Annotated in this window: 13 protein-coding genes; 4 read left to right on the top strand and 9 right to left on the bottom strand. The window is 56.8% G+C overall.

Translation table 11 applies throughout. The features are described 5' to 3' along the window. Window positions 1–253: 253 nt before the first annotated feature. Both NKJ00_RS03490 and NKJ00_RS03485 read left to right on the top strand, forming a co-directional pair. Window positions 254–1,570 carry an O-antigen ligase family protein gene (locus NKJ00_RS03490; RefSeq protein ID WP_352628724.1) on the top strand — a complete coding sequence of 439 codons (1,317 nt, stop codon included), beginning with the start codon at window positions 254–256 and terminating at the stop codon, window positions 1,568–1,570. Continuing rightward, the gene (locus NKJ00_RS03485; protein ID WP_352628722.1) at window positions 1,567–2,514 is read left to right on the top strand and encodes an NAD-dependent epimerase/dehydratase family protein; all 948 of its coding nucleotides are present in this window, start codon (window positions 1,567–1,569) and stop codon (window positions 2,512–2,514) included. The genes NKJ00_RS03490 and NKJ00_RS03485 overlap by 4 nt, the downstream gene beginning before the upstream one ends. A gap of 49 nt (window positions 2,515–2,563) precedes the next feature. Here NKJ00_RS03485 and NKJ00_RS03480 read toward each other — a convergent pair whose 3' ends face one another. The 3 genes from NKJ00_RS03480 to NKJ00_RS03470 all read right to left on the bottom strand — a co-directional run bounded on the left by NKJ00_RS03480 (window position 2,564) and on the right by NKJ00_RS03470 (window position 6,178). After that, the gene (locus tag NKJ00_RS03480) at window positions 2,564–3,103 is read right to left on the bottom strand and encodes a sugar transferase (RefSeq protein ID WP_352441340.1); all 540 of its coding nucleotides are present in this window, start codon (window positions 3,101–3,103) and stop codon (window positions 2,564–2,566) included. A 122-nt stretch (window positions 3,104–3,225) separates the two neighbouring features. Continuing rightward, entirely contained in the window at window positions 3,226–4,161 is a 936-nt protein-coding gene (locus tag NKJ00_RS03475) for a glycosyltransferase family 2 protein (RefSeq protein ID WP_352628720.1), read from the bottom strand. A gap of 28 nt (window positions 4,162–4,189) precedes the next feature. Continuing rightward, entirely contained in the window at window positions 4,190–6,178 is a 1,989-nt protein-coding gene (locus NKJ00_RS03470; RefSeq protein ID WP_352628718.1) for an SDR family NAD(P)-dependent oxidoreductase, read from the bottom strand. Window positions 6,179–6,533: 355 nt separating this feature from the next. Between NKJ00_RS03470 and NKJ00_RS03465 the strand changes: the two genes are divergently transcribed. Together NKJ00_RS03465 and NKJ00_RS03460 are read left to right on the top strand one after the other, a co-directional pair. Beyond that, window positions 6,534–7,376 carry an ABC transporter permease gene (locus NKJ00_RS03465; RefSeq protein ID WP_352628716.1) on the top strand — a complete coding sequence of 281 codons (843 nt, stop codon included), beginning with the start codon at window positions 6,534–6,536 and terminating at the stop codon, window positions 7,374–7,376. 5 nt (window positions 7,377–7,381) lie between these two features. Further along, entirely contained in the window at window positions 7,382–8,083 is a 702-nt protein-coding gene (locus NKJ00_RS03460) for an ABC transporter ATP-binding protein (RefSeq protein WP_352628714.1), read from the top strand. A gap of 96 nt (window positions 8,084–8,179) precedes the next feature. Here the strand turns inward: NKJ00_RS03460 and NKJ00_RS03455 are convergent, their stop codons facing one another. The 6 genes from NKJ00_RS03455 to NKJ00_RS03430 all read right to left on the bottom strand — a co-directional run bounded on the left by NKJ00_RS03455 (window position 8,180) and on the right by NKJ00_RS03430 (window position 17,760). After that, window positions 8,180–9,295 carry an acyltransferase family protein gene (locus NKJ00_RS03455; protein ID WP_352628712.1) on the bottom strand — a complete coding sequence of 372 codons (1,116 nt, stop codon included), beginning with the start codon at window positions 9,293–9,295 and terminating at the stop codon, window positions 8,180–8,182. A 351-nt stretch (window positions 9,296–9,646) separates the two neighbouring features. Then, complete coding sequence (locus NKJ00_RS03450; RefSeq protein ID WP_352628710.1) at window positions 9,647–11,476, bottom strand: rhamnan synthesis F family protein; 1,830 nt, start codon at window positions 11,474–11,476, stop codon at window positions 9,647–9,649. 53 nt (window positions 11,477–11,529) lie between these two features. After that, entirely contained in the window at window positions 11,530–13,464 is a 1,935-nt protein-coding gene (locus tag NKJ00_RS03445; protein WP_352628708.1) for a rhamnan synthesis F family protein, read from the bottom strand. Between the two features lie 62 nt (window positions 13,465–13,526). Beyond that, window positions 13,527–15,515: a rhamnan synthesis F family protein gene (locus NKJ00_RS03440; RefSeq protein ID WP_352628706.1), complete on the bottom strand. Its 1,989-nt coding sequence runs from the start codon at window positions 15,513–15,515 to the stop codon at window positions 13,527–13,529. A gap of 47 nt (window positions 15,516–15,562) precedes the next feature. Beyond that, entirely contained in the window at window positions 15,563–16,663 is a 1,101-nt protein-coding gene (locus tag NKJ00_RS03435; RefSeq protein WP_352628704.1) for an NAD-dependent epimerase/dehydratase family protein, read from the bottom strand. Next, the gene (locus NKJ00_RS03430) at window positions 16,663–17,760 is read right to left on the bottom strand and encodes a class I SAM-dependent methyltransferase (protein ID WP_352628702.1); all 1,098 of its coding nucleotides are present in this window, start codon (window positions 17,758–17,760) and stop codon (window positions 16,663–16,665) included. The genes NKJ00_RS03435 and NKJ00_RS03430 overlap by 1 nt, the downstream gene beginning before the upstream one ends. Between the last annotated feature and the right edge of the window lie 26 nt (window positions 17,761–17,786).

Raw genomic sequence — 17,786 nt, 5'->3', positions numbered from 1 at the left:
AACGCGGGGAAAATATTGCTTGAATGGACCAGTGTGCGGCTTTCAAGTGACTTCCTCTGGTCGGCCCGCGCCTGCCGCCGATTTTCGGTGGCAATCTGCCCTATACACTATCGAAAATGGGGGGCAGCCGCTATACCAGCCTCGGGAAGCGGGCAAGTGCATCATGAGGCATGGGCAATTTCGAGGCGAGCGCATTCAACTTCGCTAAACAGATCCGCCGCATGAAACTTGCCGAAGACAGCGAGCCCGAAAATTGACCCGGCTTTCATCCCTGAGACAGCAATTCACGCCTTCGCGGATCAACAACTACTTCTCCATCCTTTGCTTCTTTTTTCCACCGGTTCTGGGATCGGTGGTCAGCTTCGTATTCAATGGCGGAGGCCTTTCGTCAGTCCTGCTGATTGCTTTACGGAAAAGGCGCTTCAACGCCGACCGGCCCATGATCTGGATGACGGTCGCGATCTATGCCTACTGCGCCTCCAATCTCCTGGCTTCCATCGTCAACAATTCGTTCGCCCGGGATGCGCCGCATCTTATCCCGCTGGTGACCTTCCTGTTTTTCCCCGTGTCCTATTCGACCTGGAGCATCACGCAGAAAACCACGCTTGCCCGCATCATCGTGCTTTCCAGCATGGCCGCCTGCTTTGTCGCGCTGCTCATAGCCGTCATCCAGCAATATTGGATTGGCGTCAGGGCCGAGGGGGGAGCTGGAAATCCGATCGTGTTCGCAACCGTCGTCTGCCTTGCCGTGGTCATGTGTGTGGCTGGCGCCTTGTCCGGTATTGAGCAAGCCCGGACACCCCTCTTCTACGCGGCACTGGCCGGGACGATCGCCGTCATCTATTCCGGCTCGCGTATCGTCTGGCTGGCACTGCTGATCACCGGTATCGCCGTCATGCTGATCAACCGGCACAGGCTCAGAGGCAGGAATGCCGTTCGCCTGCTGCTGCTGCTGGCGGCGGTCGGCGTCGTGATCGCCGCTTCCAGCTTCCAGGCGATATCCGGGCGGGTCGACTTTTTGCGCTCCGATTGGGGTGCGCTTGGAGCCAGCGGCAACTACGATACCTCGCTGGGAATACGTGTTGCGCTTTGGGAGATCGGCCTCAAAGCATTCCATGACATGCCACTGTTCGGGCACGGTGTGGGTGCAACCCAGCTTCTGATCAAGCAGGGCTTTCATGAGCAGTTCGCGATGGACACAGGCTTCAACCATTTTCACAACGGCTTCCTGACCGCCTTGGTGCAAGCGGGAATTCTGGGCGCCGTGACGCTGGCGGCGATCTTTATCGTTGCCGCTGGAAATGCCGTCCGGGTCTTGCGAAACAGCAGCGATCCGAGCGAGCGGTTCGGCGCGACCATGATTGTCGTCGTGGTGATCACCTATCTGACGGCCGGAATGACAGGCATCCTGATCGGCCATGACATTCTGGACTCGGTGCTGATGGTCTTCCTGGTGAGCGGAACATATCTCGCCTCCGGCCGCCAGGTTCCATTGTTGGAAGAGCAGGCACCTGCGCCAGTGATGGAAGAGCGAGTAGTCAGCAAAGAGCTGTTTCGGGCAAGACCATGAAGGTTCTGGTCACGGGAGCGACAGGTTTCATCGGGCGTCTTGTCGTGCGCCACCTTCGCGAAGCCGGTGCCGAGCTTCGCCTCGCCTCCCGCCATCCCGAGAGGCTGGGTTCGGAAAACGAGACTGTGCCGATGCCCGGTTTCGACGCGCCGGCCGCCGCCTTCCTGGAACTGACCCGGGATATGACTGACGTCGTCCATTGCGCCGGCCTCAACAATGATCAGGGAAATGCAACCGAAGCCGATTACAGGGCAGTCAATGTGGAATTGAGCGCGCGGCTGGCGCATGCGGCGGCCGCCCAGATAAGCGGACGCTTCATCCATCTCTCCTCGATCCGAGCGGTGATCGGCGCGCATATCAGCGCAACGATCGACGAGGACACGCTTCCTGCCCCACAATGCGCCTATGGACGCTCGAAGCGCGAAGGCGAGATCAAGGTTTTGGACGCTTACGCGTTACACGGCCGCTCGGACGCCGCCGTGTTGCGCCTGCCTCCGGTTTATGGAAGCGGCATGAGGGGAAATCTGGCGACGCTGATGCGCCTGGCCGATACGGCACTGCCGCTGCCGACCGGCGCCTTGACGGGAATCCGCTCGCTGATGTCTGCCGGGGCCGCAGTGCGAGCGGTGTCGCACCTGCTGAGCCATTCGGGGTCACTTTGCCCGATCTATGTCGGCGCCGATGTACCGCCGGTCGCAGTCACCGCCATCATCGCCGCCTTTCGCAGGGGTTTCGGACGGCCGATGCGCCTGATGACCGTGCCGGCAGGCCTGATGCGGCCGGCCGCTGCCATGCTGGGCAAGCAGGCATTTTGGGACAGCATGACCGCGACACAGATATGCGATCCTGCCCTGCTGATATCGCAAGGATGGGTGCCTGAAACCGGCACGCTGGAGCGGCTGGCCGAGCTAGCGCGGCTCAATAAATCTCGACTTCCTGTTTGACCATGACCTTTCCCAAAAACCGGCTTCCAGTTTTGGGATCATGCTCCGCTCAGCTTCGATAGAGCGTCCCAGCCAGGATCCGAAGGTCGAGCCAGAACGACGCCGTCCCGAGATAGGCAGCATCCGTTTCAGCCAAAAGCTCCGGGTTCGACATGTCGATGCCCCTGATCTGGGCCAGGCCGGTTATGCCCGGCAGCGCCGCCAAAACCCCCAGCCGCCTGCGACACTCGATCAACTCCGTTTGGGTCGGCAGGCAGGGGCGCGGCCCGACCAGGCTCATTTCGCCCTTCAGGACGTTCCAGAATTGTGGCAGCTCGTCGAGCTTGAACTTCCGTAAGACCTTCCCGACCGATGTCACGGAATCCACCGGCGCCTCATGCGAGGGCAGTGACGGCGTCCCGACATACATCGTGCGCAACTTGTGGCAGCGAAAAAGCCGACCGTCACGGCCGACCCGTACCTGTGAAAAAATAGCCGGGCCCGGCGACGATGCCCGAACGGCAAGGACGGTGAGCGCCAAGACAGGAGATGTGGCCACCAGCAGCAGAGCCGCACCGGCAATATCGAAGATTTGCTTGGCTGCCTTCATGAACGGCCGATAGTGCTCCCTGCCGAAGTCCCGAGGCAACGCCGCAGGCAAATGCCGTCAATCCGGTCGAAGTAGCATGAGCCAATCTTTTGACCAAGCGTGCCACGCACTCGTGCCAATGTTCAGATGCGCCCCAGGACGAAAGCGAGATAGAGCCCTAGGTTTCCGGAAACTGTCTGCCTATAGACGCCGCTTTGGCGCAAGCCCGCCAAACGCCGGAAAAGACCTCCGTTGCGCCCGTTGGTGAACAGGTCGAGGCACGCCGTCGCGTCCTCGGTCAGGAGGTCGCGATTGAGGGCGAGACCGTCGAGGTTAAGGTCTGTCCAGCCGGCGAATTCCCCCTTGAACAGGCGGCCAAGCCGGGAGAACCTTGCTTTCCAGGACACGTTGGCGCCGACCAGGTTCGCCGCGTGCTGCCGGTAGCGCACCAGCGGCCGCGGATCGTAGCGGACGATGCCGCCGGCGGCGGTCACGATGAGATAGGCCCACCAGTCATGGCTGACGAACCCGGTCCGCGTGGAGGCCCTGGCCAGCAGGTCGCGTGCCGCAGCGTTGAGCAGGATTGTGTTGCCGCCGGCGATGCTTTGCACAAGCGCGTTGCGAAAGGTTGGCGGCCGGGCAAACAGCGGCGAATGGCCGACGAGACTTCCTGTTTCCGTCATGGTTGCGGTTCGCGAACAAAACATCAGCGGGGTTTTCGCATCCTGGGTCCGCATCCAGCTGATAGCGCTCTCCAGCCTGTCGGTCTCCCAGATATCGTCCTGGTCGCAGAAGGCATAGCAGTCCGCCTCGATGCGTCGATCGACGATCATGGAGCGGAAATTGGCGGCGAAGCCTTGCCGCGGCCCCTCTACCAGCGTCATCCGACCTTTGGGCCGCCAGCGGGATTTCCATGTCTCGATGATGGCGGTCGTGCCGTCGACGGAGCCATCGTCGGAAATCCACAGGTCGACCAGAGGGTGCGACTGCGCGAGCAGGGACTGCAGCTGTTCATCGATGAAGGCCGCGCCATCCTTCGTGCCCATCAGGACCGCGACGCGCAGATCTGCTTTGCTCACGACCAAGACCGCTTTCTGAATTCTGAACCTAGCTCGCCTGCCCCGCCGTTTTCGGGATCGCGCCCTGATGAGGGCTTTCCCGGGCCTTCTTGGCGCGGTCGAGACCTGCCAATGCGGCGAGCGCGGCAGCCTTGTCCTGGTTTTTCGCCGACTGCTGCAGGGCCGTGAGCGCGACCTGGACATCCGACCATTCCACGACGTCCGTGCTGAGGCCGAAAACCTTCGAGATGCCGAGTTCGACGAGTTCCTCGTCTTCGCCATGCAGCGTTTCGTGAAGTTTTTCGCCCGGCCTGATGCCGGTGAACCGGATCGCGATGTCCTTGTATGGGCTCTTTCCGGACAAGCGGATCATCGTTTCGGCCACTTCAAGGATCGGCACCGGCTTGCCCATGTCGAGCATATAGACGGCATAATCGTGTCCGCTCTGCCGCGACGCGGCATCGGCCGCCGACATGATGACGAGATCGACGGCTTCGGCCACGGTCATGAAATAGCGCGTCATGCGCCGGTCGGTGATGGTGACGGGCCCCCCAGCCTCGATTTGCGCCTGGAATATGGTCGCCACCGAACCATTGCTGCCGAAGACATTGCCGAACCGCACTGCAATGAACTTGGTGGCCGGGTCACGCCCGCTTGTCTCGCCTGCCGGCGTGCCATGCAAGGCGCTGATGATCTGTTCGGCGGCCCGCTTCGTCATGCCGAGCACTGATGAGGGATCCACCGCCTTGTCGCTCGATATCAGGACAAATTGCGCAACCCCGCACTTGGCGGCAACTTCGGCGCAGACGAGCGTTCCGAAAATGTTGGTTTGAACGGCTGAATCCCAGTTTTCCTCGAGTAGCGGAACGTGCTTGAGCGCCGCGGCATGAAAGATGATGTCCGGCCGGAATTCCGTGACGACACGCGTTATCTGGCGCCGGTCCGCAACATCGACGATGCGGACCTTGAGCCGGTCATGGTCCTTCTCGTCAACATACTGGCTCAACTGGAAAATGCCGAACTCGGAGTTGTCGGCGACCAGCACCGCCTCGGCTCCCAGTTCCAGCGACCGCTTGACCAGCGTCTGGCCGATAGAACCGGCGCCGCCGGTCACCAGAACGCGTTTGCCGCTGACAAAGGCGCCGATGCGCTGGATGTCGGACGCGACCGCCGGACGGCGCAGGATCGTTTCCATCTCAACGGTGTCGAGAACCAGCTTTCCGTGCTGTTCCAACTCCGAAAGGCCTGAGAACTGCACCACATTTATGTCGCCGTGCCGGGCAATGCGCACGAGTTCCGAATAGTCCTCGATTTCGTGCTCGGCGCCGCTGCCGAAAATCAACAAGTCCAGGCTTTTGGTGCCGGTCGCATAGTCTTCCAGGACATCGATCAGGCGCGGCATGGTCGCCACCACGGGAACACCTTGAATCCGCGTGCCCAACGGTGCGCCGCGCTCGGTCGCCATGATGCCTGCGATGGAATAGTCCGCCGGTTGCGCCGTGCGTGTGAAACGAATGATCAGGTCGGCCTCGCCGAGCCGGCCGACGAACAGAGCACGCTTGGCCTGCCTGATGTCGGTCTTGCGGCTCAGAATCCCCCAGCTCGCGCCGTCACGCAGGAAGCGGTAGAACAGCCGGGGTGCCGAGATGATGGTGAAGGAGACGAGGAAGAAGACGATGAACTGCCGCTCGTTGAGCCCCGCGACCGGCCGGTAAAAACGCAGCAGCAGCGACGCCATGTAAAGAGTGAACGTCAAAATCGCGCAGCTCTTCAGGATGTTGAAAAAGTCCGGCGTCGAGGCGAAGCGCCAGACGGTGGTGTAGAGGCCACTGTAGCGGAACAGCAAATGGCTGATGACGACGATGCCCGCCCATGTCGCCAGACCCTCCTTGGAGAGCGCTTCGAACGAAAGATTCGACCGCGAAAGCACGAGGCTGAGTGCCACGGCGACCAGGACCATGACCACATCCTGGACCATGATGAAGGCGCGCCGCATCTGTGGCCTGAGCCCTAATACTGATTCGAGATAAGAATTCATTGGACGGCAGAAGACTCCAGGCTCACGGATATGAACACCAGAAAAGCACGAACACGAAGATACTTCGCGGCCGCTTTCTCAAAGTGCCGTCCCCGGCCCCCGCCGTCCTGTATCGCATACTGCGAGGTTGAGGGCATAGCTAGATGTTTTTTGGTAGAGCGCACGCATAATAGTAAGCTTGACGCCCTGGCGCCGGATGCTTGTTGCCGAGCCGGCGCTTGCGATTACACACTGCCGCAACGTTAGCGTGTTTCCAATTTTGCCGCAGTTGACTCTGCTGCCGACCTCGCTACGACGCAATGCGTTGCCATGTACCTGTCGAAATGGCTATTAGAGACGAGCTTGGTGGTTCGCTATGGCAGCGAAGGATAATGCGCCAGAACAACGGATTGCGATACTCCCAGCTATGATAGCGGCACTAAACGGCGCTTTTGACGACATCTCAAAGGCCATGAGATTACACCGGGTCTGGATCGCGCTTGCCCATGAAGACATCGGCGACCAGCACAGGCGCACGACGCTCGGCCCGCTTTGGATGCTGGTCAACTATTTCGCTTTCGTCGGCACATTTGCCTTTGTTTTCGTGACCAAAGACGCAAGCGACCCAAGTTACATCGCGTACGTAGCCATCGGCATGCTGGTGTGGTTCTATCTTACCGAGACCATCACCATGAGCGTGTCACTCTTTCAGCGCGAAGCGAGCTTCATTCAAGGCACCACGCTGCCGTTGTTCGTATATGTGATGCGATTGACGATGCAATGCATCATCAGGGCCGGTTATTCGTTGGCGGGTTGCGTTCTTATTCTGCTGCTGAGCGGCTACGGAATCAACATGAACTGGCTATTGTCGGCGCTGGGTCTGTTGCTCCTCGTCTTGGCAACGCCTGCGTTTGTCATGGTCTTTGCATTCTTGGGCGCCTTCTTTCCCGACAGTGAGTTCATCGTCGGGAATCTGATGCGGGTGGGCATGTTCTTCACGCCGGTCTTCTGGGTCTATAACGGGCAAGAAGGCGTTCAAAAATACGCCTATCATTGGAACCCGTTCACCTATTTCCTGGAGGGCGTGCGTGAGCCGATAACGGCGGGCATATTTCCGGGACATGCCTTGGCCGTGACAGGTTACGTCTGCCTCGGCGTCTGGGCGCTTGCGCTGCTGCTGCTGGGCCTTTATCGCAAGCGCATCGTTTTCCTGATCTGAGTTCCATGACCTCCATCACACTGAACAATGTCAGCCTCGTTTATCGCCTGTTCGAAAAGTTGACGCTTTCGGCGCCTGGCCGGCGTCGGAGCGCTCTCGGCGGCAACATAGCGAAGTCGGGCACCAAACAGGTCGTGCAGGCGCTCGACGATGTCAGCTTCGAGCTCAAGGCCGGCGACCGGTTGGGGCTTGTCGGCCCGAATGGCGCCGGCAAGACCACCCTGCTCAAGGTTCTGTACGGAATCTACCAGCCATCGGCTGGCACGATATCGATCGCGGGCAAGGTCGACGCCCTGTTCAACATCCACATCGGGTTTCGTCCCGAGGCCACCGGACGCAGAAACATCGTGCTGAGGGGGTTGATCAGCGGTTGGACGGCGGACGAGATCGACGAGAAGATGGAAGAAATAATTGATTTCAGCGAACTCGGCGACTTCATCGACTTGCCGTTCAAGGCTTACAGCCAGGGTATGGCGGCGCGCTTGGCATTTGCGGCGGCGACCACGCTTGAGCCTGAAATCCTGCTGATGGATGAATGGATTGGCGCCGGCGATGCTTCATTCCAGGAAAAAGCCAAGCGACGGATGGACGAACTGGCCGAAAAGGCCGGCATCATCGTGCTGGCCAGCCACGACGATTCGCTCATCCAGCGCGTCTGCACGAAGAAAATGACACTTCGAGCTGGCCGGGTGGAGTCGCTGACCTAAAGACGTCTTGCGATCTACTAGTTTTGGGCCGCGCGCAATCGCGATTATCGTTCGCAGGCCGCGATGAAGCGGCCTGAGGGCACAAAACGCCGTCGTTCACCGACCAGCTGACCGCGCCAAGACGGTTGTACTCCGATTCGGCGAATCACTCTTCTTTCCCCCGACGCCGGCCAACCGGGCAACCCATCCCGATTTGTTGATGCGGCGCTCGATTTGATAGAAGCTGAAGAAGCTGAATGGGATAATCACCGCGAAAAGGGAAAGCCACAACACGTACTCGTTTATTTTTCCCACGAGGCCTAATTGCCCATAAATGGCTGCCATTATCGCGAATAGCAGTTGATGCCACAGGTAGAGCGAATAGGACGCGTCGCCTAGGTGAATCCATGCCTTTGAGAACGTCCACATTTGTCTCAACTCGACGGCGACGAAGCCGTAGACAATGAAGCTGCTCGGCAAGCCAAAGCACATCACTCGCCACATCGGTGACAATGCCCACGCGCCAGCGGGGTCGTGAAGATGGTAGTAGGCCGCGCCGATGAGCAGTCCTCCAAAGCCTATGGCCAAAGACGACACCGCGTATTCCGTGAACTTCCTTTCGATCAGCAGGGCGACAAAGATACCGAAGGCGAACTCCAGCACGATCGTCGCCATGAACACTGACGGATTGTAGACGTCGGCCGTCCAAACGTAGAGAACGACGGCAAACCAGAGCGCCAGAACAGCCACAATGCGGCGCGGGAATAACAATATGCCGACCGCGCACATGACGTAGAAAACCATTTCGAATTGAAGTGTCCATGCCGGCATAATCCGGTTGTTCGGCTGGTCGGCGAGCAGCGCCAGCTTCCACCACGGCTGCTGCGCCATCCCTGCTGGGAATAGTTCAGCCGTAGGCATCAGGACTAACACCAGCGAAGCGACGGCAAACGCTATCCAATAGACGGGGTAGATGCGAAACGCACGCCTCACCACAAATTCTCGCAAGGCGCGCAACATTCCAGTGACTTCGGCGCTTTTTCCCAATCTATCTGCCGACAAGAAAACGACGAAGCCGGAAATGACAAAGAACAGATCGACGCCACTCGGCCCGATGGCGCCGACCAGGGGTGGCCAGTGCTCCCGCATCGGCGTGAGAGGCAAAAAAGAGTGCGTGAATACCACCATCAGCGCCGCGATGGCGCGGAGACCCTGGATGTTCTTGTAAAACATTTCGCTGCCTTTTTAGTGGCGGGAGCCATAGCAGCATAGGGCGAATGCGGCAACGGTTAGACAGGCAAGCCTTGCTCCCAATGCGCGTCAGACGGGCGCATGGATCTGTTTGTGGCATCCACACCGTAGGCGTTGGCGCCGCATGGCTGCCTCTGTTCCCATGCAGTTCTATCCGATAGCGGCGGGCACGATGCGCTTCATTGAGCCCTGCCATTGGCTAGGCGTAATGTTCGCTTGCCGGAGGGGTAGGATAGAAACGTCCGCATCTGCAAGCGGCTTGCCTCTCGTTTAGCAGGACGAAAAGAACGCCCCCGACTGGTCGTTCCTAAGAAGGGGCACGAAAGCCGGCTGCTAACCTCTAGGCGCAATTATCCTTTGCAGGCAGCGATAGAGTGGCCTGAGGATCCTGAACGCTGTTGGCGATCTGGCCACGATTGATCTCTTGATCGAGAAGATGAGGCCATGAAAGGCTCTTCTCACCCCCAGGTTTCCAAATTCCATCGGCGCTCCATTGGCGCACAATGCCTGCAATTTGGCCTCCAGCATAACGTAGTTGTGAGCAGCGTGCCCCTCGGCCATCACGTGTCGGAAGGTATATCCTGCGTCGATTGCGACATAGGCTATGATCCGCTCCAAGGCATGGACCAAACTCCCGTCCCGGTATTCCAAATTGGCAAAATCGTCCCAGCTCCATTTATGTTCGAAAAGCTTCCTTAGAGCAGCAGGACGAAACCAGTACATTCCACCATAAGGCGCGACGGGCGTACTATCGTCTAAATGCACGATCAGGCGCAGCTGTTTGGCCAGCTTTGCAACACTAGCTTTGTTGCCAGCCCATGCGTTTCCCAAGGTCGGGTAGCCGATATGAACCACAGGTGGCATAACCAGACCAAGCGCTGGATTGTTGACGAAAAGCTCAAGCAAGTTTTCGACATACCCAGGTGTGTGAAGAAGGTTGTCGAAATTGTGAAGCTTAAATAGCTCTCCCCTTGGGCCGTCTTGGGGAGAGCGTTTGGAATGGATCCGACAGATCAGATCGTAGCGGTCCCCGATCGCGTAGTCCCGGCACCCGACAAGGAGTGCTGAAGTATCCCTGCCGTCGTTCGGAACGATCAGGACTATGGAGTTTCTGGCGTTCGGCGCCTTCGCTACCGCTTGTTGGATCAACGCCTGCTTGCTGGCATTGTCGGTCGTGACGATCAGATCGTGGCCCTTCGGCACGTTTGCGGTGTAGCCCAGCATCTCATCGATCATGTCAACGTGATATACATGCGCAAGAACCGCTATCCGGTAACTGTCCCAATTCCTTTGCGCACCAATGCGAGTGTCCGGCAAGATGGACAGCAACGCCGCATTGCCATTTAGCGTACGAGGTGGGCCTAGGCGGCCAACGCTTTTCCATATCAATGACAAATCATAGTCTGATTGATTCTCTACTATCTCCAAGGCGCGCGGCAGATTGATAGCCTCGCGCTCGAGCGTTAGCGTGTCATGAAAAAAGAGTCGCCGCTTCAGGATCGGGCTACGGTCCTCCAGCGTTTTGTCCGGTTCCATGAAAACTGGGTATGGCGTCTTATATCGTTCCGGATCGAGCAGGACCGAACAGGTGAAGCCCAAGGCCTGGAAATGTTCCGTGAACACCGTCTCATGCTTCGCGACTGAATCCATATAGGAATTGATAGGCGCCATCTGGGTCCAATAGAGACGAAACGCCTTTGACTGGTGCAAGGATCGCCGCACCGCGATGAAATGGGAGTTGAGGTGGAAGGGCAGTTCCGACCTTCTGACGTCGATCGGATTGGGTTTCATCGCCCTGTGAGCGGAAATTCCCCAAAAATCACAGCGACGTCGGTCCATTTCGGAAAACATTTCCGAAAACGGAAAAATCGGCCCATAGAAGGTGTGGTTGAAAAGCAAAATCTCGTCGAAGCGTGAAAGTTCGTCCCAGCCAATATGTTCGAGGCCGCTTCGATAGGCCCATACATCGAACCCTTTGTTTTCCCTGATCAGGAAGCTATCAGCTGTCTCGGAAAGCCGAGACTGAGCTTCTTTGTCAACCGGACCGTTGCAAACCACTAGTAGTTTCTCAACAAAAGGCCGAATCGACGCAATCAGGTGAAAATAGTAATCATCTACCTTGCCGTATTGGTCGTAGTAAAATGCAATGGCCAGACGCCTCATCAGCCTCTCTCTTTGGTGGCTTGATAGGTGATCCGCATGCGTATGCCTTTTCGTTACGAAGTGTTGCGCCGGGAGCCTGGTTTTACGACCGAGGCGATGCCGCGATAGATCGGCCTGAGTATTTTGAACAGGACAGGCGCCCTGAACTTTAGCGAGTTTTTAACGGCGAAATTGAGCCCGGCCAGAGAGTGCCTCACTGACGTCTGCGCCCATGGCACAGGGGCTGGTAGATGGTTTGCCGAGGGATAGCCAGCGTTCTTCCACTCAGACAACATATGACACTGCCATTGGAAGTCGCCCGACGGCATCAGGCTGGCAAGCTTCTGCAGCTTGAACTCCAGCATGGTGTAGTTGTGCGCCGCCTGATGTGCGCACATGATGTGCTGCGTGGTGTATCCAGCGTCCTGCGCCGCGTAGGCAATCAGCCGCTCGAGCGCATGCGCCAACCCGCCGTCGAGGTGATCCGGCTCGGCATTGAACTCTTCCCATTTCCATTTGTGCTCGAACAGCTTGCGCAGGGCGCGTGGCCGGAACCAGAACATGGTGCCATAGGCAGCCACCGGCGTGCTCTCGTCGAACTTGACGTTGATCTTCAAGAGCCGCGCGGTTTCCTCGACCTTGGGCCTGTTAGCAAACCAGGAATGCCCCATGGTCGGATATGAGATATGAAAGATCGGCGGAATGGCCAGTCCGATCGAAGGATTGCCGTGAAACATGTCCAACACGTTGTGAACGTAGCCACGGCTATTCAGCAGATTGTCAAGCATGTGCCGCTTGAACAGATTGCCCCTCGACGACTGCACTTGCGGCGACTTCTTTGTATGCAGGCGGCAGACGAGGTCATAGCGATCGTCGATGAGCAAATCGCGCAAGGAGATGAACAGCGATGACATGTCACGACCGCGATTTTTCTCGATAACGCGGACGACGGCGTTCTTTACGCCAGGGCGTTTTGCCAAGGCAGCTTCAATCTCGGCCTTCTTCTCCGGGGTATCCGTGGTGGCAACAAAATCATAGGCAACCGGAATGTTCTCGGTCAGGGCCAGTATCTCGTCGAGCATGTCGGTGTAGTAAATATGCGCGCAGACCGCGACCTTGCCGTAGTCGGCAGCGGCGCCATCGCCTTTCGTCCACTCATCCGGCAAGACGCTCATCAGCGCAGCGTTGGTGTTGAGATTCCTCAGCTCCGAAGAGCGTAAAACATTGCGCCAAATCAAATTGAGGTCGTAGTCGGATGTCTCTTTAAGCGCCCGCAAAGCCCGAGGCAAATCAATGCCTTCAGCATTCAAGAAGGTTGGGTCGTGAAAAAATGGGCGTCTCTTTAGCAGAGGGAAGCGGTTGACGATCGTTTCATCAACATTGATAAACGCAGGATATCGCGATCCATATTGATCCGGATCAACATAAGCTTCCGCTGTATAGCCGAGATCCGTGAAATACTTGGTAAAACGCGACTCGTGAAGCACAATGGCATCGATGTAGGTTTTGATCTGCGGAAGATTCTCCCAGTATTTTTTGAAGGGGAGCGATTTCAGCATACCTTTTCGGACAGCAATGAAGTTCGCGGTGAGATGACGGGGCAGATGGCCTGTGCCGGTAAATGGATTTGGGGTCATTTCCTGATGGGCAGCACTGCCCCAGAAATCACAACTCCGGCGTTCCATTTCCGAAAACATTTCCGAGAATGGGAAAAGAGGCCCGTAGCAGGTGTCGTTCAGCAGAATGAGCTCATCATATTCAGAAAGATCATTAAAACCGATGGCTTCAATCCCGGTCTTGTATCCCCATACGTCAAATCCCTCGTTCTTCCGTACCAGAAGCTGGTCACAGCTATTCTTGATTGCAATCTCAGAAAGCTTGGAGAGGTCTCCATTGGAAACGACAACAATCCTCTCGACAAACTCGCGCAACTTTTCGAGAAGGAAAATAACATAGTCATCTGCAATTCCACGTTCGTTGTAGAGCGAAAATACGGCAACACGACGCACCTTGTACCTCTGCCTAGACTGTGAGTTCTACTTGTCTTATCCCCGCAATTACCACAAAAATACTATCCGCCGTTGCGCCGGGAGCCTGGTTTTACGACCGAGGCGATGCCGCGATAGATCGGCCTGAGTATTTTGAACAGGACAGGCGCCCTGAACTTTAGCGAGTTTTTAACGGCGAAATTGAGCCCGGCCAGAGAGTGCCTCACTGACGTCTGCGCCCATGGCACAGGGGCTGGTAGATGGTTTGCCGAGGGATAGCCAGCGTTCTTCCACTCAGACAACATATGACACTGCCATTGGAAGTCGCCCGACGGCATCAGGCTGGCAAGCTTCTGCAGCTTGAACTCCAGCATGGTGTAGTTGTGCGCCGCCTGATGTGCGCACATGATGTGCTGCGTGGTGTATCCAGCGTCCTGCGCCGCGTAGGCAATCAGCCGCTCGAGCGCATGCGCCAACCCGCCGTCGAGGTGATCCGGCTCGGCATTGAACTCTTCCCATTTCCATTTGTGCTCGAACAGCTTGCGCAGGGCGCGTGGCCGGAACCAGAACATGGTGCCATAGGCAGCCACCGGCGTGCTCTCGTCGAACTTGACGTTGATCTTCAAGAGCCGCGCGGTTTCCTCGACCTTGGGCCTGTTAGCAAACCAGGAATGCCCCATGGTCGGATATGAGATATGAAAGATCGGCGGAATGGCCAGTCCGATCGAAGGATTGCCGTGAAACATGTCCAACACGTTGTGAACGTAGCCACGGCTATTCAGCAGATTGTCAAGCATGTGCCGCTTGAACAGATTGCCCCTCGACGACTGCACTTGCGGCGACTTCTTTGTATGCAGGCGGCAGACGAGGTCATAGCGATCGTCGATGAGCAAATCGCGCAAGGAGATGAACAGCGATGACATGTCACGACCGCGATTTTTCTCGATAACGCGGACGACGGCGTTCTTTACGCCAGGGCGTTTTGCCAAGGCAGCTTCAATCTCGGCCTTCTTCTCCGGGGTATCCGTGGTGGCAACAAAATCATAGGCAACCGGAATGTTCTCGGTCAGGGCCAGTATCTCGTCGAGCATGTCGGTGTAGTAAATATGCGCGCAGACCGCGACCTTGCCGTAGTCGGCAGCGGCGCCATCGCCTTTCGTCCACTCATCCGGCAAGACGCTCATCAGCGCAGCGTTGGTGTTGAGATTCCTCAGCTCCGAAGAGCGTAAAACATTGCGCCAAATCAAATTGAGGTCGTAGTCGGATGTCTCTTTAAGCGCCCGCAAAGCCCGAGGCAAATCAATGCCATTCTGCTCTAGAAAAATCGGATCGTTAAAGAAAAGTCGCCGCTTCAGTATCGGATTTCTGTCTAAAATAGTCTCATCAACTTCAATGAAGACTGGGTATTTCGACGTATACCTGTCTGATTGAACATAAATATCAGAACTGTATCCAAGATCTTCAAAAAACTTTGTAAAATACGACTCGTGAACCAATACAGAATCCGTATAATCCTTTATTATCGGCATACTTTCCCAATAATTACGAAAAGCAAGCGAGGTGAGCATCGTCCTTCTTACCGCGATGAAATGAGAGTTTAGATGGCTGGCCAAGCTCCCCTGTCCCGTGAAAGGATTGGGCACCATTTCCTTGTGACCAGATATGCCCCAAAAATCACAATCTCGAAGTTCCATTTGCGAGAACATTTCCGAGAATGGGAAAAGAGGCCCGTAGAACGTATGATTAAGTAAAAGGATTTCATCATAGTCGCCGAGCTTGTCATAACCTATGAATTTGAGCCCATCGCTATACGCTCCAACGTCAAGGCCCTTATTTTCACGGATGACGATCTCGTCTACAGCAGACCGCACCAAAATTTCCGACGATCTTGAGAGGTCGCCGTTGGAGACAAAGATAATCGTCTCTACAAATGGTCTCAGTTTGCCCAGAAGGAAGAGTATGTATTCGTCGACAAGACCTGTTTCATTATAGAAGAAAAAAATTGCCCCACGACGCATTCCCCAATTCCCCGCAAAACCAAATCCACGTGGCATCAGGACCACGTCTCCCATGGAAGCATCTCGATAGCGGAACACTTCCGTGTCACGATGTCGTAGTTCTAGCCAAGCTGCGAATCGATCCACTCTGAAAGTTCACCGATACCTTGCTCGACATCATGCGTCGGTTGCCATCCCAGTTCGCGGACCGTCCGGTCAATGTTGGCGACAGCACAGCGTACGTCGCCGTTGCGGAACATGCCGGTGACGTGCGGTTCCGGGGCTCCATATCTTTTTGCGATGATCCTTGCGAGCTCAAGAACCGTGGTCTTGGAACCGGTGCCGACATCGTAGGCGAGTGAACGCGACAGATCCCCTGTCGTCGCCTTGTCGAGGGCCGACACCACATCATCAATAAAAACGAAATCCCTGCCGATATCGCCATCTTCGTAGATGGGAATGCTTTTGCCTTCCTTGGCCATTCTGATGAACAACGACACAATTCCAGTGTAGCTATTCGTCAAGGACTGCCCAGGACCATATACATTCTGAAGACGAAGCACGTTGACGACTGTTCCGAACGACAGGGCCCAAGCTCGCAATATTTGTTCCTGGGTTAGTTTCGTCGCTCCGTAGATACTGGTTGGATTCGGTATCGTTTTCTCCGCGTCCATTGGGAGAGGTTCAAGTCCGGGAAAATCCCACTCCGCGCGTTCAAGCTGCTGCTTCGATCTCTGGCCCGGATAGGTTACTTCGCCTGCTTTCTTGGACCGCCATGCCCCTTCTCCGTAAACGGCACGGCTCGAAGCCAGAACAAAGCGTTCCGGGACGTGCGAAATCGCCGCGAAGGCGTCCAACATGCGGGTTGTGCCAACTACATTTGTTACAGCGTGGCGTGAAGCCTCTGTGAGCGATTGCCCCGTGCCCGTTTCAGCCGCCAAATGCACCACAACTTCCGGTCGAGCGCTTTCCAATGCCTGCGCCCAGGTCGAAGCTTCGGTCACATCGGCAATCAGGAGTTCAACGCGGGGGTCAAGTGCGGCCGGGCGTTTCTGTTCCGCATGGATCTGCGGATGCAAATTGTCGACGACAAGCACGCGGCCGAAACGGTCCGCCAACTTGGTCGACAGCGCACAACCAATGAATCCGGCTCCGCCGGTCACCACACATAGTTTGGACATTCGATCAGCATTCCACGTTTCATCGGTGCGGGTGTTCGCCATCAGCGGCGACCCAATTTGAAAAGATTGGCGACGCGAAACTTGAGCATTTTGGAATACCACCTGACATTGCCTGAAAATGCCCGCAGAGGTGCAGTGACTTGCCAACTTGTTGAGTTCTTGAATTCTTCAACGGTAAGCTCGGTTTGCGTTAGTTTTGCCTCAAGCGCAGTCGTCACCGCTTGCGCCCGCACAATCTCCTTATTGCGCCCTTCGATCTGTCGTTGCCACTCTTCTCGGCTCAGCGCAAAGTGTGCCTCGCACTCGCTCGCCCGCGTTGCCGCCCGCTCGCGCTCGACCGCCAGCGCAGCGATCTCACTGTCGCGCTGTTCAACCTGTCGCTGCCACTCTTCTCGGCTTAGCGTGAACTGTGCTTCCCTCTGCCTCGCCGCCTGGGACGTATTCTCGCGCTCGGCAACCGCTTGGCCAAGATGGGCGAAGGCTGTTCGTACCGCCCCCAGACCGGAATCTTGTTCGCCGGCCGCGAAAAGCGCCTCGACAGCCTTCGGATAACTGTCGCCAAGCGCCAGAACGCCAAGTCCGTGCCCATGCAGAAACTCGAAATGCGGCCGGCCCGCCGAGATCTCGCTCCAGAAACGAAAGACGCCGAAGCCGCGCTCTCGCACATTAGTATCGTGAAAGAGCACAACGGCGTTTTGCGAGAGCTTCGGCCGCCAGACGTCGAAGTCATGCCGAACAGCGTCGTAGGTGTGCAGACCGTCGATGTGCAACAGATCGATGCTGTCATCCTCGAAATGGCTAACGGCCTCGTCGAATGTCGACCGTACTAGGCGTGAGAAGGAGCCATACTTTGGCGCGTGGTAGGCGGCCAGATCGGAATAGACTTCCTCTCCGTAAAAACCCGCATGCTCGTCACCTGTCCAAGTGTCGACCGCGTAGCAATTGCAGGTCAGACGCAATAATTCGATAGCTTGGCAAGCGGCACAATAGGAGACCCCGTTATGCGTGCCAAGCTCCACAAACCGACGAGGTCTGAGCGCATCGACTAGCCAAAACATGAATGGGACATGCTCGACCCATGCAGATGGAGCCATGAGGTCAGGGAACCGGAATGTCGTCGAATTGAAAGGAATCATCATCGCTTTCTTCTTCAGGTCCCGGGCAA

This window comes from Mesorhizobium sp. M0227, assembly GCF_040321855.1.
GTDB lineage: Bacteria > Pseudomonadota > Alphaproteobacteria > Rhizobiales > Rhizobiaceae > Mesorhizobium.
The sequence above is the reverse complement of the archived record's forward strand: the minus strand, read 5'-3'. Positions and strand labels throughout refer to the sequence as shown.